Annotated in this window: 17 protein-coding genes and 1 pseudogene; 12 read left to right on the top strand and 6 right to left on the bottom strand. The window is 59.4% G+C overall.

The annotated features are described in order from the left end of the window. Nucleotides 1-79 precede the first annotated feature (79 nt). Together HC231_RS12585 and HC231_RS12580 are read left to right on the top strand one after the other, a co-directional pair. A complete protein-coding gene (locus tag HC231_RS12585) occupies nt 80-754 on the top strand; it encodes a TetR/AcrR family transcriptional regulator (protein ID WP_208226985.1) in 675 nt (224 codons plus the stop codon). Nucleotides 755-966: 212 nt separating this feature from the next. Beyond that, nucleotides 967-1,893: a 4-hydroxy-tetrahydrodipicolinate synthase family protein gene (locus HC231_RS12580; protein WP_208226984.1), complete on the top strand. Its 927-nt coding sequence runs from the start codon at nt 967-969 to the stop codon at nt 1,891-1,893. 46 nt (nt 1,894-1,939) lie between these two features. Here the strand turns inward: HC231_RS12580 and HC231_RS12575 are convergent, their stop codons facing one another. From HC231_RS12575 to HC231_RS12550, 6 genes are all read right to left on the bottom strand, one after another. Beyond that, the gene (locus HC231_RS12575; RefSeq protein WP_208226983.1) at nt 1,940-3,199 is read right to left on the bottom strand and encodes a D-amino acid dehydrogenase; all 1,260 of its coding nucleotides are present in this window, start codon (nt 3,197-3,199) and stop codon (nt 1,940-1,942) included. Nucleotides 3,200-3,261: 62 nt separating this feature from the next. Further along, nucleotides 3,262-4,041 (bottom strand): SDR family oxidoreductase, encoded by a 780-nt coding sequence (locus tag HC231_RS12570; RefSeq protein WP_208226982.1) that lies wholly within the window; start codon nt 4,039-4,041, stop codon nt 3,262-3,264. 18 nt (nt 4,042-4,059) lie between these two features. After that, nucleotides 4,060-5,754 (bottom strand): ABC transporter ATP-binding protein, encoded by a 1,695-nt coding sequence (locus HC231_RS12565; RefSeq protein WP_208226981.1) that lies wholly within the window; start codon nt 5,752-5,754, stop codon nt 4,060-4,062. Continuing rightward, entirely contained in the window at nt 5,751-6,665 is a 915-nt protein-coding gene (locus HC231_RS12560) for an ABC transporter permease (protein ID WP_208226980.1), read from the bottom strand. Before HC231_RS12560 ends, HC231_RS12565 begins: the two co-directional genes overlap by 4 nt. A 1-nt stretch (nt 6,666) precedes the next feature. Further along, nucleotides 6,667-7,653 (bottom strand): ABC transporter permease, encoded by a 987-nt coding sequence (locus tag HC231_RS12555; protein ID WP_208226979.1) that lies wholly within the window; start codon nt 7,651-7,653, stop codon nt 6,667-6,669. A gap of 51 nt (nt 7,654-7,704) precedes the next feature. Next, the gene (locus HC231_RS12550) at nt 7,705-9,291 is read right to left on the bottom strand and encodes an ABC transporter substrate-binding protein (protein ID WP_208226978.1); all 1,587 of its coding nucleotides are present in this window, start codon (nt 9,289-9,291) and stop codon (nt 7,705-7,707) included. Between the two features lie 666 nt (nt 9,292-9,957). On the opposite strand from HC231_RS12550, the gene HC231_RS12545 reads away from it, so the two are divergent. The 10 genes and pseudogenes from HC231_RS12545 to HC231_RS12500 all read left to right on the top strand — a co-directional run bounded on the left by HC231_RS12545 (nt 9,958) and on the right by HC231_RS12500 (nt 20,224). Next, nucleotides 9,958-10,155: a hypothetical protein gene (locus tag HC231_RS12545; RefSeq protein WP_208226977.1), complete on the top strand. Its 198-nt coding sequence runs from the start codon at nt 9,958-9,960 to the stop codon at nt 10,153-10,155. 520 nt (nt 10,156-10,675) lie between these two features. Continuing rightward, complete coding sequence (locus HC231_RS12540; RefSeq protein ID WP_208226976.1) at nt 10,676-11,518, top strand: MetQ/NlpA family ABC transporter substrate-binding protein; 843 nt, start codon at nt 10,676-10,678, stop codon at nt 11,516-11,518. Then, nucleotides 11,515-12,696, top strand: a complete 1,182-nt coding sequence (locus HC231_RS12535) for a methionine ABC transporter ATP-binding protein (RefSeq protein ID WP_208226975.1) — start codon at nt 11,515-11,517, stop codon at nt 12,694-12,696. Before HC231_RS12540 ends, HC231_RS12535 begins: the two co-directional genes overlap by 4 nt. Then, nucleotides 12,668-13,329, top strand: a pseudogene (locus HC231_RS12530) (methionine ABC transporter permease). The gene HC231_RS12535 and the pseudogene HC231_RS12530 overlap by 29 nt, the downstream one beginning before the upstream one ends. A gap of 316 nt (nt 13,330-13,645) precedes the next feature. Next, a complete protein-coding gene (locus HC231_RS12525; protein WP_208226974.1) occupies nt 13,646-14,863 on the top strand; it encodes a M20 family metallopeptidase in 1,218 nt (405 codons plus the stop codon). Between the two features lie 39 nt (nt 14,864-14,902). Beyond that, entirely contained in the window at nt 14,903-16,468 is a 1,566-nt protein-coding gene (locus HC231_RS12520) for an ABC transporter substrate-binding protein (protein ID WP_208226973.1), read from the top strand. 12 nt (nt 16,469-16,480) lie between these two features. Further along, nucleotides 16,481-17,437 carry an ABC transporter permease gene (locus HC231_RS12515; RefSeq protein ID WP_208226972.1) on the top strand — a complete coding sequence of 319 codons (957 nt, stop codon included), beginning with the start codon at nt 16,481-16,483 and terminating at the stop codon, nt 17,435-17,437. Further along, nucleotides 17,434-18,297 (top strand): ABC transporter permease, encoded by an 864-nt coding sequence (locus HC231_RS12510; protein WP_208226971.1) that lies wholly within the window; start codon nt 17,434-17,436, stop codon nt 18,295-18,297. The genes HC231_RS12515 and HC231_RS12510 overlap by 4 nt, the downstream gene beginning before the upstream one ends. Beyond that, a complete protein-coding gene (locus HC231_RS12505; protein WP_208226970.1) occupies nt 18,294-19,301 on the top strand; it encodes an ABC transporter ATP-binding protein in 1,008 nt (335 codons plus the stop codon). Before HC231_RS12510 ends, HC231_RS12505 begins: the two co-directional genes overlap by 4 nt. Then, entirely contained in the window at nt 19,298-20,224 is a 927-nt protein-coding gene (locus HC231_RS12500) for an ABC transporter ATP-binding protein (protein WP_208226969.1), read from the top strand. The genes HC231_RS12505 and HC231_RS12500 overlap by 4 nt, the downstream gene beginning before the upstream one ends. Nucleotide 20,225 lies beyond the last annotated feature (1 nt).

The raw sequence follows: 20,225 nt of genomic DNA, 5'->3' as shown, positions 1-20,225 counted from the left end.
AATCTCTTTATGATGTGCCATCGGCTATTTGGCTAGCGCAGGCCAATATTGATATTTACCTCCGAAGGAGAATGACAACGTGGCAGAAACCAAAGCAGAAGCGGAAATCAGGGAGCCGGATGTCAGGCAAAGGATCTTGAACGAAGCGATCAACATTTTTGCCAGTAAGGGCGGGGAACTGACGACGATCCGTGAAATCACCGAAGCGACGCGCGTCAATATCGCCGCGGTGAACTATTACTTCGGCTCAAAGGACGGCCTGTTGAAAGCGGTGCTCAATACCGTGCTGGATCCGCTGAACGCGATGCGTATCCGCCTGCTGGATGCGGTGGAAGAGCAATATCGCCACGAAAGGCTGCCGGTTGAGGCGGTACTGGACGCATTGCTCCGGCCGCTGGTGAAAAGCGCGCGCGCCCCGGACGGCGGGCGTATCGCCGTCCGGCTGTTGCAACACCTGCGCGCTACGCCGCGCGAATCCGTCACCGCGCTGGTCTCCGACAAGTTTGATCATGTCGCCGCACGTTTCTTTGCGGCTTTTGAACGCGCCGCGCCGCAGCTGACGCGGGCCGAGATCATTTGGCGCTATGAATTCGCGCGCGGCGCGGCCATGCATGTGCTCGCCGATTCCGATCCGCAGTCGGGGCGGCTGGCGATCATGTCCCACGGGTTGTGTAACAGCGACGATGACGATGAGGTGCTGGCTAATTTGCTGCGTTTCGTCGTGGCCGGCTTTAATGCGGCGCCGCTGAAATAGCGCGCCGCGTAACGCGCTAAGAGATAGACGAGTGCGTCGGGAACAAATATGACCGACCGGCGGCGGACAAACCTGCTGGATTTAACCCCACCCCAACCTTCCCCTTCGCAGGGGAGGAAAAAACCGGCGTTTTTAATGCAGTACGTCTCTCCTGACAAGGGGGCGGTTGGGTGGAGGGACTAATTGAAATATGGCGAGTATGGGAGACAGCGATGAGTAACAGTAACGAATTAATTACCGGGTCTTTTGTGGCGATTATTACCCCGTTCAATGAAAACGGCACGGTGGACTATGAAGCGTTTCGCACCTTATTACATTTTCAGGAAAGTAACGGCACGTCGGCGGTATTGATCATGGGATCGACGGGAGAGGTTTCCATGCTGTCTCCCGAAGAGCGAAAAGAAATTATCCGGCGCACGGCGCAGTTCAAAACCGGCAAGATGAAAATATTTTATGGCTGCACGGGAAATAATACCGATGCCAGTATCGACTATGTGAAATATGCCCGCGAACACGACGCCGATGGGGCCATTTTGGCCGCGCCCGCCTATATTTGCGCCAGCGAAGACGATATCGAACGCTATTTTCTGGAAATCGCGGACGCCACGGATTTGCCGCTGGGGATTTATAATAATCCGCCGCGGGTGAAAACCGATCTGCACTGGAATTCGCTATTACGCATTTTCAAACACCCCAATTACGTTATTCATAAAGAATCCACCACGCGCGTGGGGCAGGTTGCCCAGGTTCTGGCGGGTAACCCCGATGTCTCCGTCATGTGCTGCGATTCGCCCAATCTGGGGCTGGTGGTGCCGACCATGTCGCTGGGCGGGCACGGTACGGCGAACATGACCGGCAATATCGCCCCCGCCGAACTGGCGGAAATTTCCCGTCCCTGGCGCGAACCGGGCGATGCCGAGCGTTTCCGCGCGGCCTATCAACATCTTTTGCCGCTGCTGCACTACACCTATTCGGCCATTAACCCGGTGGCGGTGAAGTCGCTGATGCGCGCGGTCGGGCTGCCGGCGGGCAGTCTGCGTCGTCCGCTGCGCGATCTGCAAGGCGAGGCATTGCAGCGCGGCGTCGATATCGTCAAACGGCTAGGGCTGGCTGAAAAATACGGTTGGTCGGCGTTTTAGCCGCAAAGCGGGTGGGAATGATAGAGGTCAACATCCCCGCCCCGCGTCACAGATGCCGAGCCAGCGTCAACCCTTCCAGATCGATTTCTGCCGGATTGCCGGCAATCGCGTCGGCGACCAGACGTCCGACGCCCGCCGCCTGAGTCCAGCCGCTGGAGCCCTGGCCGCAGGCCAGAAACAGCCCGGCGAACGGGGTTTTGCCGACGTAGCCGGGGCCGTCCGGCGTCATCGGGCGCAGGCCGCACCACGGCTGGATGTCGCGATAGTTTCCGGCGTTGGGAAACAGCGCTTGGGCGGTGGCCGCGACGAAGGCGCATGATTTTTCGTCCGGCAGCGTGGCGTAATCGTCCACTGCGGCGATGCCGGCCACCCGCAGCCGGTTGCCGAGCCGGGTGATCATCACCTTGCGGGATTCGAACATCACCGACGAGCGGGGAGCGGCGGCGGGATCGTCGATATCCAGCGTGACGGAATAGCCTTTAACCGGATAGATCGGCAGCCGGACGCCAAGCGGCCTGACCAGCCGGGCGGCGTCGCTGCCCAGCGCGACCACCACCGCGTCCGCCGTCAGCGGGCCGCGGTCGGTCTCCACGCCGACGATGCGTTGCCGGTGTCCGTCCTGCGTCAGTCGGGTTATCGTGGCGCCGAAATGGAAATTTACGCCTTGCCGCTGTAGCTGTTGCGCCAGTTCCTGGGTAAACAGGGCGCAGTCGCCGGTTTCGTCGCCGGGCAGGTGCAGCCCGCCGGTCAATGGGATAGCGGCCTGCGCCAGCGCCGGTTCAATCGCGCCGATCCCGGCGGCGTCCACGATACGGTGCCTGACGCCGAACTCCGTCAGCACGCGGGATGCCTGCGCGGCCATATCCAGCTCTTGCTGGGTGCTGAACAACTGCAATACGCCCAGCGCCTGCTGCTGATAATTGATGCCGGTCTCCTCGCGCAGTTCGCGCAGACAGCGTTGGCTATACTGGGCGATGCGCTGCATGCGCGCCTTGTTCGTCCGGTAGCGTTCGAGCCGGCATTCGCGGGCGAATAGCCACAGCCAGCGCCACTGATTCACATCAAGACGCGGACGCCATTTCAGCGGAGCCTGCTCCTCGAACAGCCAGCACAGCGCCTTCGCCATCATGCCCGGCGCGGCCCAGGGGCCGGAAAAGCCGGGGCATACGCCGCCCGCGTTGGCAAAACTGGCCTCCTGTCCCGGCCCGTCCCGGCGGTCGATCAGTTCCACCTCGAACCCTTGCCGGCGCAGATACCAGGCGGTGGTGACGCCGATCACGCCGGCGCCGAGTACAATCACTTTCATGGCTATTTTCCTGTCTGAGATGAAATGGGGCCGGTTCGTGCTGGGCGGCGCGCGGGCCGAAGCTAAAAGACGCCGGGATAGCCGCCGCCGTCGATGAGCAGATTCTGTCCGGTGATGAAACCGGCCTGGCGCGAGCACAGGAAGGCGCAGGCGGCGCCGAACTCTTCCGGCTCGCCGTAGCGCCGCGCCGGATTAGCCTGGGCGCGTTCCTGCCGGATCTGGGCGGCGTCGCGGCCGGTTTGCCGCGCCAGTTCTTCAATGTGCCGCCATTGCCCTTCGGTGGCGAAGATGCCGGGCAGAATATTGTTGATGGTGACATTATGCTGGATCACGGTGCGCGCCAGACCGGCGACGAAGCCGGTAAGGCCGGAGCGGGCGCTGTTGGACAGCCCTAGCTCTAACTGGGGAGTTTTGACGCTGCGCGACGTGATATTGACGATGCGGCCAAAACCGCGCGCCGTCATGCCGTCGACGGTCAGGCGCATCATCTCAATCGGGCCGAGCATCATGCTGTCAAGCGCCGCCAGCCACTGCCGGCGATCCCACTGGCGAAAATCGCCGGGAGCGGGACCGTTGGCGTTATTAATCAAAATATCGGGTTCAGGACAGCTCGCCAATGCGGCCATGCGCCCCTGTTCCGTGGTGATATCGGCGACTACCGCGGCCGGCGCGACGCCGCAGAGCCTGCGGATCTCCTGCTGCGCCTGTTGCAGACTGGCGGCGGTTCTGGCCAGCAGCGTTACCTGCGCGCCTTCCCGCGCCAGCTGTAGCGCGGCGGCTTTACCCAGTCCGCGGTTGCCGCCCCACACCAGCGCTTTTTTACCTTCAATGCCTAAATTCATAGCGGATGCTCCAGTGGATTACCAGGCCGCGGCCTGCCGCATCGGGGCCGAATGGCGCCGGCCGCGCGGCACCGCGTCAATCAGCAGCCGGGTGTAGGGATGCTGCGGCTGTTGCCAGATCTGGCGGTGATCGCCGCTTTCCACGCAGCGTCCGTACTGCATCACCATCACCCGATCGGCGATATAACGCACCACCGCCAGATCGTGCGAGATGAACAACAGCGACAGTCCCATATCGTTCTTCAGTTCCACCAGCAGATTGAGAATCTGGGCCTGGATGGAAACATCGAGCGCCGAGACCGGCTCATCGCAGATCACCAGCCGCGGCTGTACGATCAGCGATCGGGCAATCCCGATGCGCTGGCGCTGACCGCCGGAAAACTCATGCGGGTAACGTTCCAGGCTATTCTGCGCCAGGCCGACGCGATCGATCATCTGCCGGACCATGCGCCGGCGCTCGGCTTTATCGCCGATACCATGCACGACCAGCGGTATTTCGAGAATATGGCGGATATCGTGACGGGGGTTGAGCGAGGCGTAGGGATCCTGAAATATCATCTGCACCTGGCGGCGCAGCGGTTGTAGCTGCGACTCTTTCAGGCGGGTAATGTCCTGACCGTCGAGGATCACCTGTCCCTGCGCGGACGGCAGCAGGCGCAGGATGGTTTTCGACAACGTGGATTTGCCGCAGCCGGATTCCCCCACCAGCCCCAGCGTTTCGCCGGGAAAAATATCCAGCGACACGCCGTCCACGGCGGCGATGCGGCCCTGCGCCGTCTGGTATTCGGTGCGGATGTTCTTCAACGATAGCAGCGGGCGTCCGGTCCGGTCGGGCGTGCGGGCGGGCAGCGGCGGCGGCGTGAACAGGGTGAACGTCGGCTCATCGTTTTGCGTAGCGTGGCGGATCTCCGCCAGCCGGCCGGTGTGATAGTGCGTATCCTGTTCCATATGCAACGACGTCGCGAGCAGTCCTTGCGTATAGCGGTGCGCCGGCGAGGAGAACAGTTGCGCCGTCGGCGCTTCCTCCACCTTGCGGCCGGCGTACATCACGGCGACCCGGTCGGCCCAGCGCGCCACCAGTCCCAGATCGTGGGTGATCAGCAACAGGCTCATCGATAGCTCGCGCCGCAGGCGATCGAGCAGTTCAAGGATCTGCGCCTGAATGGTGACGTCCAGCGCCGTGGTGGGTTCGTCGGCGATCAGCAGACGGGGCCGGCAGGCGACGGCCATAGCGATCATCACCCGCTGGCGTTGGCCGCCGGATAGGTTATGCGGATAGTCGTCGATGCGCCGGCCTGGTTCGGGAATTTTGACCAGGTCAAGCAGCTCGATGGCTCTGGCGCGGGCAACGGCCGGCTTCAGCGACTGGTGCAACCGCAGCGTTTCTTCGATCTGTTTACCGATGGACAGCACCGGGTTGAGCGACGTCATCGGCTCCTGAAAAATCATCGAAATGGCGTTGCCGCGCAGTTGGCGCATCTTTACCGCGGGCAGCGCCAGCAGATCCCGCCCTTCAAACAGAATCCGGCCGCTGATGCGCCCCGGCTCGGCGACCAGGCGCATCAGCGACAGGGCGGTGGCCGATTTGCCGCAGCCGGATTCTCCCACCAGCGCCAGGGTTTCTCCGGTCTGAATGGTTAGATTCAAACCGCGCACCGCCTGATGGCCGGGAAAGTCGACGTGCAGATCTTGAATATCCAGTAACGGCGTCATGCGTTTCTCTCCCGCAGGCGTGGGTTCAGCGCATCATTGAGCGCATCGCCCACCAGATTGAGCGATAACACGGTCAGCACCAGCACGCCGCCCGGCAATGCCGTCAGATACCAGGCGGTGCGCAGCGATTCGCGTCCGGCGCCGATCATCGAGCCCCAACTAACGCGATTAGGGTCGCCAAAGCCGAGGAAAGCGAGCGCCGATTCAATCAGAATGGCCGAGGCCACCATCACCGAGGTGGTGACGATAATCGACGGCAGCGCATTGGGCAGCATCTCCTGCAGGATGATGCGCAGGCTGGAGAAGCCCTGGCTGCGGGCGGCCAGCACGAAGTCGCTTTCGCGCAGCGATCGGAACTCGGCGCGCACCAGACGCGCGATGGTCGGCCAGGAGGCGATGCCGATGGCGGTGGAGATCAGCGTTACCGAAGGCTGACCGATGGCCACCAGCACCACCACCAGCAGGAAGGTGGGGAAGGTCTGAAACAATTCCGTGATATGCACCAGCACGCTATCGACGCGGCCGCCGAAATAACCGGCCAGGCTGCCTACCAGCATGCCGATGAGCAGACTGACCAGCACCGCGCAGAAGCCGATCAGCAGCGACACCTGCGCGCCGTGCACGATGCCGGCGACGACGTCGCGCCCCAGGGAGTCGGTCCCCAACGGATAGCTGGCGTCCTGTCCCGGCCACAGGAACGGCTGCGCCACCATATCGAGGGGATCGCCGGGATAGGCGAAGGGGGCTATCAGCGCCATAAGAAACACCGCCAGAAGCAACAGTAACCCGGTCAATCCGGCCGGATTGCGCAGAAAACCGCGCACCGTTGTCGGCAGACGGAAGGTTTTCCCTTGCCGTGGGATAATGCCGTTGGCCGGCGCAGCGGCGTGTTCAGCGTGCGAATTTTTCATATCAGCTTACCTTGATACGGGGATCGAGCCAGGATTGCAGCAAATCGACCAGCACGTTGGCGACGATGACCAGCAGGGCCGACAGCAGCAGCACGCCAAGCAGCACGTTGAAATCGCGCGCCAGTACGGCGTCCAGCGCCAGACGTCCGAGCCCCGGCCAACTGAATACGGTTTCCACCACCGCCGCGCCGCCCAACAGGTTGCCGAAATGCATGCCGGCGACGGTGGTGATGGGCAGCAGCGCGCAGCGCAGGATATGGCGGACGGTCACCGCCAGCGGCGCCAGTCCCTTGGCGTGCGCGGTGCGGACGAAATCCTGCCGGCTGATTTCCAACATCGCGGCGCGGGTCAGACGGGCGTAGATGGCGATGAAAAAGCTGCTAAGCGCCAGTACCGGCAGCGCCGCGTGGCGCAACATATCCTGAATGTAGGCCCAGCCGTTCAGGTCGGCGCCGATAGTGATATTGCCGCCGCTCGGCAGCCAGTCGAGGTGGACGGAAAACACGATGAGCGCCATCAGACCGATCCAGAAGCCGGGAGTGGAGTAAAGCAGCAGGGCCAGCAGCGACAGCAGACGATCCGGCCATTTGCCTGCCCAAACGGCCATGACCGCGCCCAGAACGATACCGGCGATGACGGCGGTTATCTGTGAAAGCAGCATCAAAAACAGCGTACTAGGCAGGCGGGATAAGATCAGATCCATCACCGGCGCGTTATAGCGAGGTGAAAAGCCCAGGCTGAAATGCGCCAGATCATTCAGGTAGCGATACAGCTGTTGCAGAATCGGCAGATCGAGCCCGAACTGGCTGCGCAGTTGGGCCATGGCGTCCGCGGTGGCGCCGCCCGATTCGCCGGCCAGCACGTCCGCCGCATCGCCCGGAACCAGTTGCAGTAGGAGAAAAACCACGATGACGATACCGATGGCGGTTGGCAGCGCATGCAGCGTCGTGCGCCGCAGGACGCCCCATGTTCGGGAAAATTTATTCATCGTCTTCCTTTCGCGTTGATCCCCGCTTACCTCGGCACGGGGATGGGGTTCTTACTGTTCCAGCCAGACGTCGGCCATGGAGCCGTTGACGCCCTGGATATCGGTCAAATGGTTGTGAACGCGCTGGTTGTAGATGGTCAGCCGTTTCAGCTGCAACAGATTCAGGTCGGGCAACTCCTGTATCACGATGCGCTGGAACGCTTTATACAATTCGGCTCGTTTGTTTGGGTCAATCTCCACCGCGGCCTGCTCCAATAGGCGGTCGACTTCCGGGTTGTTGTAGTGGGAACCGTTGCCGAAGGGAACGCCGGGCTTGAACGCCTGCGACCAGTACAGACGCTGTACGCCTACCGCCGGGTCGAACAGATTGGAGATGGAATGGTTGGTAAAATCGAAATCGCGGTCGGTATACACCCGCTTGATATAGGTGGCGAAATCCTGCGAACGGATGACGACGTCGATCCCCACCTTGGCCAGCGCGGACTTAATATATTCCGCCACGCGTTTGAAACCATCGCCGTACGGCATGTAGTCGTGAGTCAGGCGAAAACGGATACCGTTGGCCTGACGAGGGAAACCGGCTTCGTCCAGCAATTGTTCGGCCCGTTTGATATCGAAAGCGTAGGGCGAGGGCGAATTGTCGTGAAACTGGGCCAGTTCCGGCGTGACGGGCGTCGGGGAGTTGACCGCATAGCCATACCACACCACGTTTTTCAGCACCTCGCGGTTAATGCTATGCGCGATGGCCTGGCGCACTTTCAGGTTTTTCAGATAGGGATTATCCAGGTTGAACTCGATGCGAGTCTGGGTCGGGCCGTAGCCGTAGCCGCCGGTTTCAATACCCAGTTTGCCGTTGGTCTTGATGCGTTCGATTTCGCTCAGCGGCACCGGAGACTCGCTGCCCAGATCGAGCGCGCCGGTTTCGAAGGTGATGGCGCGGGTGGCCGCGTCGGGAATAAATTTCACCACCAACTGATCGATATAAGGTTTCGGTCGATCCCAATAGTCAGGATTGCGTACATAAATGATATGGCTGCCGCGCACCCACTCTTTGAAAATAAACGGGCCGGTGCCGATAGGCGCGGCGTTGTGCGGATTGCTGCGGATATCGGTTCCTTCATACAGATGGCGGGGGACAATGGGCGCTTCGTTGGCGGAGAATGCGCTGATGAGATAGGGCGCAGGCTGCGACAGTTCGACGACGGCGGTATAGGGATCGGGCGTTTTCACATCGCTGACGCTGGCGAAGGTGCCCTGGCCGCGGGAATTGTATTTTTTCACCGCGAGAATGGAAAAGGCGACATCGGCGGAGGTGAAATCTTTGCCGTCGTGCCACTTGACCCCCTGGCGTAAATGGAAGGTATAACTTTTGCCGTCCGGGCCGATCTCCCAACGGGTGGCTAACTGCGGTATCGGCTTGAGATCGAAGTCATAGCTCAATAGTCCCTCAATCACCTTGGCGTTGACCTTTAGGATCGGCCCTGCGGTGTTGACCAGCGTGGTCAGCACCGGCGGCTCCGGCTCCACCAGAAAATTCAGCGTACCGCCGCGCTGCGGCGTTTGTTCGTCCGCCTGAACGTTGGCGATGGCGAACGAACTGATTAAAAACAGCAACGGGAGGACAATTCGTTTGTTCATCTTTTTCGGCCCTGTCGTCAACCTGGCATGTCATATGCCGGCGTGTGCTAACAAACTTGCCGGTGAAGCCGGGATATTCGGGGCGACCACGGGGGTGAGGCGTCCCAGCGGGAACCTCCCCCCGCGTTTCCCCTAAATAACGGGCTTTACCAACAGTCTGAGGCATGTCATATGCCTTTATTTTGAAATAACTGCCGTCATCGTATTGGAACGGTTATTTAAAACGAACGTTTAAATTTAGCTATGCTTGGCTAAAAAATGCATAATCGGCGCGCGTTATGGCGAATCGGCCGCCATCGGGGAATAAAGCGGCGAGAAAACTTACCGGCTTACGCCGGGCCGAAAGACGGGACGGATAACAGCAAACGTTTTTTTGTGATTAATTTATTGAATTAAAAAATGGAGTTAAGCCTTCAGGCGTGAAGGCGCGGCGCTTTGTTCCTCAACTCGAATTATTTAGCATATCGATTGATAATAACGGCGGAAAATATCATTGGATTAAAGCGATTCTGGTGATAACAAAAGAAGTCAAAAATAAGATAACGCCGGCAACGTTATTCGTCTTGCGCATAACCAAAGCATAAATAATCACTTCGTTTTTGACGGATATGCGCTTAACTGGGATGGTGAATTCAGGTTGATTGGCGGCGCAAGGAGAATAGCAATATGAAACTCAACCGGCTTACCGGAATATTGGGTTCATTACTCGGCCAGGCTAACGGTTTAGCGGCGTCGGCGCCGTCCGGCGTGTCCGCGCCGGATAGTTCGAGAGTAACGGAAATCATTCTTTCTATGGGATATATTTATGGCATCGAAACGGGATATGTTTATCTGGTACCAGTTCGAACGGAAACGCAACAGTAATTACCGTCGCCTGGTTCGCCAGAGTTACTGGAATGAACTGTGCTAATGAACTGTGCTAAGAAAACGCGGCGACCGGGCAATAATTGCTGCAAAGGGTATGGAACGCTTTTATTTTTCTGGAGAGGAATTAAATAATCGTTTGGATGAATTTTGTCCGCTCTGCCTCAAGGGATAAAAACAGCTACTGGCTGACGCCTTCAATCATTTCTGAAATTAGTCATCGTATTTTTTTAGGTCGGCAATATGTGCAAATAACATGGTAATAATGTGAGTTTGATGACAAACCTTCCGGATCTAACCCCGCCCAATCCTCCTCTTCCCCGCGGAGGGAGGAAGCCCCGCATTTTTAAGGCGTTAGCGCCTTCTTCGGATAAAGGGGAAGCGGGGTGTGCGGTAATTAATCATTAATGACGGTGTTTCGAGCTTTATCGGCAATCTAAATAATGCCGAACGAATTTTAATGGCTTTAATTTAAGGGTTATTAGCAAGGGGATATTATGCTGATGAGGAAATATAAATAATGAAAAGCGGCAATATGAAAATATTTGGCCGGGGATGCGCGGGCGCGTTGCTGGCATTGGCGCTGGCGGCGACGGCTCAGGCCGCGGACGTAGTGAAGATCGGCTCCACCGCCGGCGCGACGTCCGACGCCATACTGGCCGCCGTCGATGATGCCAAAGCCCAGGGTATTGACGTGCAATTGGTGGAATTTACCGACTGGACGCTGCCGAATGAAGCGTTAAATAACGGCGATATCGATCTGAATTTTTTTCAGCACGAACCGTTCCTGCAAAACGCCATCAAAGAAAGGGGCTATAAGTTACAGAATATCGGCTTCGGACTGCTCCAGAATATCGGCATCTACTCGAACAAGATAACCGACCTCAAAAATGTGCCGCAGCATGCCAAGGTCGGCGTGCCTAACGATCCGGTGAATCAGGGGCGCGGCCTGCTGCTGTTGCAAAAGGCCGGGCTGATCAAACTGCGCAACGGCGACGCCACTGACGCGACGCTGGATGATATCAGCGAGAATCCGCATCAGCTGCAATTCTTTGAGATCGAAGGACCGCAGTTGATTCGTTCATTGCAGGATCTGGATTTGTCCGTTGTTTGGCCTTCCTATTTCTTCAATGCCGGCACGCCGCAAAAGGCCAGCGAAGCGTTGCTGTACTCCGGGGTAAGCGATAGCTACTACGCCATGCGTTTCACGGCGCGCAGCGATCGCGCCGACGATCCGGTGTTGAAGAAGTTTGTGGCGATCTATCAAAACTCGCCGGCAGTGCGCAAAACGATTGCCGAACGTTTTAATAACGATCCAAATCTGTATGCTTTGCCCTGGCTGAAGGACGGACAAAAGCCATGAGGCACTCGGCAACGGCATTGAAAGCGGCGCCGGTCTTTGTGGATCACGGGGCGGACGCGCATTCCGCCGGTGCGCCGCTCTCCGTGGCGAAGACTCGCGGCCGTGGCGCCGGTTCGGTGACATTCGATAATATTTCGCGCATTTACCGTTCATCCAATGCGTCGGTAGCGGCGCTGCGGGACATTAGTCTGGAGATCCCCGCGGGCTGTATTTTCGGCATTATAGGCCGCAGCGGGGCGGGTAAATCCACGCTGCTGCGTACCATTAATCGTCTGGATAAACCCACGACCGGCAAGGTTCTGATCGATGGCGTGGATATCGCTAAGCTGAGCGAGTCCGGACTGGTTAGCCTGCGCCGTCGTATTGGTATGATCTTTCAGCATTTTAATCTGCTGTCGGCGAAAACGGTGTGGGAGAATATCGCGCTGCCGTTGAAGGTATCGGGCGTGACGAAGGCGGAGATTGCGCGGCGCGTCGCCGAGCTTTTGGCGCTGGTGGGGCTACAGGATAAACATCATGTTTATCCCAGCCGGCTCTCCGGCGGACAGAAACAGCGCGTGGGCATCGCCCGGGCGCTGGCCACCTCGCCGGAGATTCTGCTGTGCGACGAGGCCACCTCGGCGTTGGATCCTGAAACCACCCAAGCCATTCTGCAATTGCTGCGCGATATCAATCGCCGTCTGGGCATCACCATCATCCTGATTACGCATGAAATGAGCGTAATTCGGGCCATCGCCGACCGGGTGCTGGTATTGGAGCAGGGACGCATTGCCGAATCGGGGGATGTGTGGCAAGTGTTCGGTTCGCCGCGGCATGAAGCGACCAAAGCTCTGCTGGCGCCGTTGCGGCAGGATTTGCCGGACGACTTGCGCCGCAGCCTGCAATCCCGGCCATTGCCGGACGGCGTCGCCAGCGAACGGATTCTGCAACTATCCTACACCGGCGAAGGCGGGCTGGAGCCGGATTGCTCCCGTATCGCCCAGGTATTGCAGGCTCCGGTTCGCCTGGTGCACGGCGGGATGGACCGCATTCAAGGCCATGCGCATGGCCGCCTGTTATTGGCGATGTCAGGCGATGCGCCGCTGCCTGATTTGGCCGGGCTTACGCAAGGCCCGCAGGCCGTTGCGCATCAGATCGAGGTGATTGGTTATGTTCCTGTCGCTCACTATTCCATTTAACCGTTATATACAGGCGCTTCTTGATACGCTGACCATGGTCGGCGTATCCGGTTTCATCGCCTTTTTAGCCGGGATCCCGCTGGCGGTAATGTTGATTGTCACCGCGCCCGGCGGCTTTCTGGCGTCCCCCCGTTTCAACCGCATTGTCGGCGGCGTGATCAATGGTTTTCGCGCCACGCCTTTTATTGTGCTGCTGGTGGCGCTACTCCCGTTCACCCGCTGGGTGGCCGGCACCACCATCGGCGTTTGGGCGGCCGTGGTGCCGATGGCGATTAGCGCCACGCCGTTTTTCGCGCGCATTGTCGAAGTCAATCTGCGCGAGGTCGATCCCGGACTGGTCGAAGCGGCCCAGGCGATGGGGTGTAAAAAGTGGGACATTGTGCGGCATGTTTATTTGTCCGAGGCTTTGCCGGGCATTGTCGGCGGTTTAACCATCACGCTGGTGGCGTTGATCGGTTCGTCGGCGATGGCGGGGGCGGTGGGCGCGGGGGATTGGGAGATTTGGCGATCCGCTATGGCTATCAGCGTTTTGATACGCAGGTGATGGTCATCGTCATCGCCGTGCTGATCGCCATGGTTACCGCGGTGCAATTTACCGGTGACCGGTATGCGCGTTGGCTTCGGGATCGCTGAAACGGCTTGGAGCCCATCCCATTAGGACTATTTCACTTGCCATTTTGGCCCTGGGCAGTGCTCGAAATCCTCACGTACTATGTGTACGTTCCGGTTTACTCGCTGCGCTCGCCCTACGGGCCGGACTAAAGTCCGTTCAACATGCTCGGCATGTTGTCTGCGCGCTGTCCGAGTCCAAACTGGCTGCGCCAATAACGGCTACTGGAATAGGCTCTTAATTAAAAAATGCATATAGAAAGCAAAAATCGGCACTTTTAATTATTAAATGCTCCGCGTTAACTATGAACCACTGTTTTAACAATCTGGTGACAAAATCATGGGCGCAGCATCGTTATTATCGCAACTGGAAGAGAGCATCGAACAGCATAGTGAGGAATATATTACCGTTTCCAGGGATATCCACGCCCATCCGGAAACGGGAAATAACGAATATTATGCCAATCAGTTGCTTACCTCCCTCCTGTCGAAAAACCGCTTTCAGGTTACGTCGAACGTGGCGGGGCATGAAACGGCCTTTTATGCGCTAAAAGAGAGCGGCAAACCGGGGCCGACGGTTGCCTTTCTGGCGGAATACGACGCGCTGATTGATATCGGCCATGCCTGCGGTCACAACATTATCGGCGTGACCAGCGTGGCGGCGGCGATCGCGCTCGGCGAGGTCATTGAGGTTACCGGCGGGCGCGTCGTGGTGTTAGGCACGCCGGCCGAAGAGGGCGGATTACGCGGTAAAGGCGGCCCGAACGGCAATGTAAAGGCGCGTTTTGTCGAACACGGCTTGCTGGAGGACGTGGATGTCGCGCTGATGGTTCATCCTTCCGGCAAAACGCGGCTCACCGGACCTTCGCTGGCCAATAATCACCTCTATTTCCACTTTTACGGCAAGCCTTCCCATGCCGGCAGTTCCCCCCATAAAGGCGTAAACGCGCTGGATGCGCTGGTGCTGCTGTATAACGGCATCAGCGTCTTGCGCCAGCAGTTGCCGGACGGCGTTAGGGTGCACGGCATTATCACCAACGGCGGCCAGGCGCCTAACGTCATTCCTGAATATGCCTCGGCGCATTACTACATTCGCGCCAAAACCCGTGAAGAGGTCGTCGCGCTGGAGCCGCGGATTCGCGCCATCGCCGACGGCGCGGCGCTGGCGACCGGCGCGACGGTGAAGATTGAACATCAGGTCGGGCCGCGTGATTTCCGCATCAACCAGCGGCTGAATGCGTTGCTGCTGGAGGAGTTCACCGCCGTGGGGGAAAAGGTCGATCTATCGGATAAAACGGGCATTGCGTCAACCGATGCCGGGGATATCAGTCATGCGGTGCCGACGGCGCATCCCACCATCAAAATCGGCCCGGACGATCTGATCGGCCATACCGTGCCGTTCCGTGAAGCGGCCAATTCTCCGCTCGGCTACACGGCGCTGATCGCCGGGGCGAAAGTGCTGGCGCGCAGCGGGCTGCGTCTGCTGACCGACGCCCAGCTATTACAGGAAGTCAAAGACGAATTCGCCGGTCAGGTCGCGGTCACGGATGCCGCCTGAATCCGCATCTCATTACAACGATAAGGGAGTTTCCCATCAATGAAGTGGTTTACTTTTCCTGCCGCCGCACTGCTGCTGGCGGCCTGTTTACCCTGGGGATTAACGCAAGCTGAAACCGTCGATCGCGATGCCGCGCTGAATATCGCTTACGGCAAAAGGCCGGGCACTCTCGATCCTTACCTGACCACCAATAGCGCCACCACGGATGTGGTGCGCCATATCTTCGAACAATTGTTCACCATCAACGCCAAGTTCGAACCGGTGCCGGAGCTGGTGGAAAGCTACGCGCTCAGCGACGATCGTAAGGTTTACACCTTTGTGTTGCGCGCGGGCATCCATTTTCATGACGGCCAACCGCTGACGGCGGATGACGTGGTGGCTTCGATGAACCGCTGGTTGGCGGTGTCGACGCAGGGCAAGGCCAACCTGCCGGGCGCGCAGTTCAGCAAGGTTGACGACCGCACCGTGCGGCTGACGGTGCAGACGCCGTCGCTGATTACGCTCAATGTGCTGGCCGATTTGAAGAATCTGGCCGCCATCATGCCCAAACGGCTGATCGACGAAGCGAACGCCAGTAAAAAGCCGGTCAGCCAACTGATCGGCACCGGTCCCTATAAGCTGGCGGAGTTCAAACAGGGCGAATATCTGCATCTCACCCGCTACGACGGCTATGTCTCGCGCAGCGAACCGGCGGACGGGCTATCGGGGCAGAAAAAAGCGGACCTTAAGGATATCTGGTTCCGCTATATCACCGATGAGTCCACCCGTCTGGCCGGCGCGCTGACCGGCGAATACGACGTTGTTTTCGACCTGCCGAAAGACAATATCGATGCGCTTAACAACGCGCGCGATGTTGAGTTATACCGTCCGGCGGCGGGCGGATCGCTGATTACCTATCTGTTCAACAAGAACCGCGGGCCGTTCGCCGATGTTAGGCTGCGCCAGGCGTTCAATCTGGCGCTGGATGTGCATCAGGCGCTGCTGGCGGGCTATAGCGATCCGCGCTTTTTCAAGGAGGATTCCTCGCTGGGTTTTCCCGAACAGGTGGACTGGTACAGCGAAGCCGGCAAACCGTACTGGAACCAGCATAAGCTGGACGAAGCGCGCCAACTGGTGAAGGCGTCCGGCTATAACGGCGAAGAGGTGGTGATCATCGCCACCAAGGAGTACGCCGAGCTGTACAACCTGGCGATTGTGGCGCAGCAGGTGTTGAAACAGATTGGGGTGAAATCCCGCCTTGATGTCTATGACTGGGCCACGGTGCTGCAACGCCGTCAGGATCCGTCTACCTTCGATCTGTGCGCGCTGGAGTTTTCCATGCGTCAGGTGCTGCATCAGTATCCCTTCCTCGATTCGCGCGCCAAGTTTCCGGGCCTGACTAATAGCCCGGAAATTGACGACACGCTGGACGCCATCAAACAGGCGCCGTCGCTGAAAGAGGCCAGACCGCTGGTGGATAAATTGCATTTACAGACCTGGACTTACCTGCCGGTGATCGTGCTGGGACGCACCACGCCGGACGCGGTGGCGATCAAACACCGTGTCCGCGGCTACTATGACCTGATCGGGCCGGTATTGTGGAATGTCAGCATCGCGGCGCAGTAAGCGGGGAAGATAATGGGTTGGTATATTTTCCACCGGCTGCTGGCGCTGCTGCCGGTGCTGTTCGTGGTGGCGGTGGTGGTGTTTTGTCTGGTGCATCTGGCGCCGGGCGATCCGGCGCTGGTGATCCTGGGCAATGACGCCAGCCCGGCGGATATCGCCGCGCTGCGTCAGCAAATGGGGCTGGATAAACCGCTGCCGGCGCAGTTTTTCACCTGGTTCGGCGCGGTGTTGCGCGGCGATCTCGGCCACTCTTTGTTGATGAACGCCAGCGTACTGTCGCTTTTTCTTCAGCACCTGCAACCCACGCTGGCGCTGGCGATTTATGCGCAGGGCATTGCGCTGCTCCTGGGGCTGGGCGGCGGGATTGTCAGCGCCTGGCGGCATGACCGGCTGTTGGATCGCGTCATCATGTGGCTGGCGACGCTGGGGATGTCCGTTCCCGGTTTTTTACTCGGCCTGTTTCTGATTTTCTTTTTCGCCGTGCAGCTGCGCTGGTTTCCGGTTGTGGGGTATAGCTCCACCCGCGGCGATGCGTTGCTCAATCTGTGGTATTTAACGCTGCCCGCGCTGGCGCTGGGTTTTCGTATCGCGGCGCTGATTGCGCGCATGACGCGGGCGGTGATGCTGGATGTGCTACAGGAAAACTTTATTAAAACCGCCCGCGCCAAAGGGGTGCCGGAATCGGCCGTACTGCTGCGCCACACGTTGAAGAACGGGCTGTTGCCGGTGCTGACCATCTGCGGCGAGTCGTTCGGTTCGCTGGTGACCGGCGCGATTGTGATTGAAAGCGTGTTCGGCATTCCGGGCGTCGGTTCGCTGGTGGTCGATTCCATCGAACGACGCGATTTCACGGTTATTCAAGGCGCGGTGCTGCTGATTACCGTCAGCTATGTGTTGATTAATCTGGCGGTCGATATCCTCAGCTATCTGATCGATCCCCGCCTTTCCGTTACGGGGAACGCGTCATGAAAAACTTTTTCAGTCAGCGGCGGTTTGCGGCGGGGGGCGCGTTGCTATTCATCATCGTGCTGTTCTCGTTGTCAGGCGTATGGGTCAGTCCGTTCGACCCTTACTCCATCAGTCCGCTAACCCGCCTCAAGCCTCCTGACGCCGTCCACTGGTTCGGCACCGATAACTTCGGCCGCGATCTGTTTGTACGCGTGGCGCTGGCCGTGCGCATTTCGCTCTCGGTCGGCGCGGCGGTGGCGCTGGCGGCGGGCGCCATCGGCACGGCGATAGGGTTGCTGTGCGCCTGGTATCGCTGGCTGGATCTGATACTGATGCGCATCTGCGACGGACTATTCGCGTTTCCCTCGCTGCTGCTGGCTATCGCCATCGTCGGTATCCTTGGACCGAACATCTCGAATGTGGTGCTGGCGCTGTCGCTGGTGTATGTCCCTTCCGTGGCGCGCGTTATCCGCGCCGCCGCGCTGGTGATCAAAGAGAAGAATTACATTGAGGCGTTGCGCGCGCAGGGCGCGACCGGCGCGCGCATCATCTGGCTGCACCTGCTGCCGAATGTTATTTCGCCGTTAATCGTACAGGTGAGCTGGATCTTCTCCGTCGCCATACTTACCGAAGCGGCGTTGAGCTTTCTGGGTTCCGGCATCCCGGCGCCGATGCCCAGTTTAGGCAATCTGCTGCTGGAGGGGAAAAAGGTGATTTTTACCGCCTGGTGGATGACCTTTTTCCCCGGCATCGCCATCGTATTATTGATTCTGGCGCTGAATATCGTCGGCGATGCGCTGCGCGACGGCTCCGATCGCGGGCTTCAACCCTTAACGCGCCGTCTGCTGCGCCAACTGAAAGCCGAGGCGTCGGGCCGATGAGTAACCACAGTCAGCCGGCAACGTTACTCGCGGTTAATGAGTTACAGGTAAAGTTCGCCACCGGGCAGGGCGTGGTGGCGCCGGTGCGCGGCGTTTCGTTTGCGGTGAAACAGCATGAAACGCTGGGGATTATCGGCGAGTCGGGCTGCGGCAAAAGCGTGACGGCCCAGGCGCTGATGGGGTTATTGCCGCCGCGCTACAGTCATGTCAGCGGCGAGATGACGTTTAACGGTCAGGCGCTGCGCAATCTGTCGCCCGGCGAGTTGCAGCGCTGGCGCGGCAGCCGGATGGCGATGATTTTTCAGGATCCGCTTTCCAGCCTGAACCCGGTTTTTAGCGTGGGTTTTCAAATCGAGGAGAGTCTGCGGCTGCACACGCCCTTGACGCGCAGGCAGCGGCAGGCCGAAGTGCTGAACCTGCTGCATCAGGTGGGCATTGAGGATGCGCGGCGCTGTGCGGCGGCCTATCCCCATGAAATATCCGGCGGCATGCGTCAGCGCGTAATGATTGCGATGGCGATCGCCAGCCGTCCTTCGCTGCTGATCGCCGATGAGCCGACCACCGCGTTGGATGTCACCATTCAGGCGCAGATCCTGGCGCTGCTGGAAAAGGTCAAAGCGGACAACGGGATGGGGATCATCCTGATAACGCACGATCTGTCGGTGGTGGCGCAGCTGTGCCAGCGGGTACTGGTGATGTATCTCGGCGAGGTGGTGGAAGAGGCCGATATCATCACGCTGTTTGATAATCCGCGCCATCCTTATACCCGCGCCCTGTTGCAGTCGGTGCCCCGGCTGGATCGCGCGCGCAAAACCGAACTGCCGGAAATCCGCGGTACGGTGCCGGCGCTGTCCGTGGCGATAACCGGCTGCGGTTTCGCCGATCGCTGTCCCTATGCGCAGGCGCGCTGCCGGGAACAGCGTCCCGCTTTACGCGCCTTGTCCGAACGATCATCGCAGCGGGTGCGCTGCTGGCGCGCCGAAGAGATAGAGGGGCTGCTATGAATACGCCGCTGCTGACCGTGCGTCATCTGAGTAAAACCTTTCAGGCTAAAGGCTGGCGCGGCAAGCGCTTTACCGCGGTGCAGGACGTCAGCTTTCACATTATGCCGGGCGAAACCTACGCGCTGGTGGGGGAATCCGGCAGCGGCAAAAGCACCACCGGACGCAGCCTGCTGGGGCTGACGGCCTCTTCCGGCGGCGAGGTCACCTTCGACGGCCGATCGTTGCTGACGTTTGACAGCAGACAGTGGCGCGACGTGCGTAAAGATATCCAGATGATTTTTCAGGATCCGCTGTCGTCGCTCGACCCGAAACGCTCGGTGGGCTACAGCATCGAAGAGCCGCTGATTATTCATGGCGTGCGCGATGCCCGCTGGCGCAGGGAGCAGGTTGGGCAGATGCTGCGCCGCGTCGGGTTCACGCCGGCGGACGCGCAGCGCTATCCGCATGAGTTTTCCGGCGGGCAGCGGCAGCGTATCGGCATCGCCCGCGCGCTGATCCTGGAGCCGAAGCTGATTATCTGCGATGAGCCGGTTTCGGCGCTGGATGTCTCCATCCAGTCGCAGATCCTTAATCTGCTGATGAGGCTACAGCGCGAACAGGGGTTGGCCTACCTGTTTATCGCCCACGATCTCAGCGTAGTGCATCACATCGCCGACCGGGTCGGCGTGATGTCGCGCGGCTTGATTGTCGAAGAGGCCAGCGTGCCGGAATTGTTCTCACATCCCCAGCATCCTTATACGCGTTACCTGCTGCAGGCGATCCCGCCGGCGCATCCGAGGCTAAAAAATCAGCCGCGCAACGTGCCGGTGGCCGCCCAGGGGGCGGGGTGCGAGTTCCGCGGCGGCAAAACCTGCCTGCGCCATGCGGAACAATATTACTGGTTAACGGATACGCACCGGGTGCGGTGTTGTCCGGCCGCATAGG

This window comes from Brenneria izadpanahii, assembly GCF_017569925.1.
Lineage (GTDB): Bacteria > Pseudomonadota > Gammaproteobacteria > Enterobacterales > Enterobacteriaceae > Brenneria > Brenneria izadpanahii.
Note: the sequence above shows the minus strand (reverse complement) of the source record. Positions and strands in the feature narration are given on the sequence as shown.

Excerpts from the sequence above, each read along its gene's own strand:
- HC231_RS12580 (WP_208226984.1), top strand. The coding sequence starts at position 967 with ATGAGTAACAGTAACGAATTAATTACCGGGTCTTTTGTGGCGATTATT.
- HC231_RS12575 (WP_208226983.1), bottom strand. The coding sequence starts at position 3,199 with ATGAAAGTGATTGTACTCGGCGCCGGCGTGATCGGCGTCACCACCGCC.
- HC231_RS12570 (WP_208226982.1), bottom strand. The coding sequence starts at position 4,041 with ATGAATTTAGGCATTGAAGGTAAAAAAGCGCTGGTGTGGGGCGGCAAC.
- HC231_RS12565 (WP_208226981.1), bottom strand. The coding sequence starts at position 5,754 with ATGACGCCGTTACTGGATATTCAAGATCTGCACGTCGACTTTCCCGGC.
- HC231_RS12560 (WP_208226980.1), bottom strand. The coding sequence starts at position 6,665 with ATGAAAAATTCGCACGCTGAACACGCCGCTGCGCCGGCCAACGGCATT.
- HC231_RS12555 (WP_208226979.1), bottom strand. The coding sequence starts at position 7,653 with ATGAATAAATTTTCCCGAACATGGGGCGTCCTGCGGCGCACGACGCTG.
- HC231_RS12550 (WP_208226978.1), bottom strand. The coding sequence starts at position 9,291 with ATGAACAAACGAATTGTCCTCCCGTTGCTGTTTTTAATCAGTTCGTTC.
- HC231_RS12545 (WP_208226977.1), top strand. The coding sequence starts at position 9,958 with ATGAAACTCAACCGGCTTACCGGAATATTGGGTTCATTACTCGGCCAG.
- HC231_RS12540 (WP_208226976.1), top strand. The coding sequence starts at position 10,676 with ATGAAAAGCGGCAATATGAAAATATTTGGCCGGGGATGCGCGGGCGCG.
- HC231_RS12535 (WP_208226975.1), top strand. The coding sequence starts at position 11,515 with ATGAGGCACTCGGCAACGGCATTGAAAGCGGCGCCGGTCTTTGTGGAT.
- HC231_RS12525 (WP_208226974.1), top strand. The coding sequence starts at position 13,646 with ATGGGCGCAGCATCGTTATTATCGCAACTGGAAGAGAGCATCGAACAG.
- HC231_RS12520 (WP_208226973.1), top strand. The coding sequence starts at position 14,903 with ATGAAGTGGTTTACTTTTCCTGCCGCCGCACTGCTGCTGGCGGCCTGT.
- HC231_RS12515 (WP_208226972.1), top strand. The coding sequence starts at position 16,481 with ATGGGTTGGTATATTTTCCACCGGCTGCTGGCGCTGCTGCCGGTGCTG.
- HC231_RS12510 (WP_208226971.1), top strand. The coding sequence starts at position 17,434 with ATGAAAAACTTTTTCAGTCAGCGGCGGTTTGCGGCGGGGGGCGCGTTG.
- HC231_RS12505 (WP_208226970.1), top strand. The coding sequence starts at position 18,294 with ATGAGTAACCACAGTCAGCCGGCAACGTTACTCGCGGTTAATGAGTTA.
- HC231_RS12500 (WP_208226969.1), top strand. The coding sequence starts at position 19,298 with ATGAATACGCCGCTGCTGACCGTGCGTCATCTGAGTAAAACCTTTCAG.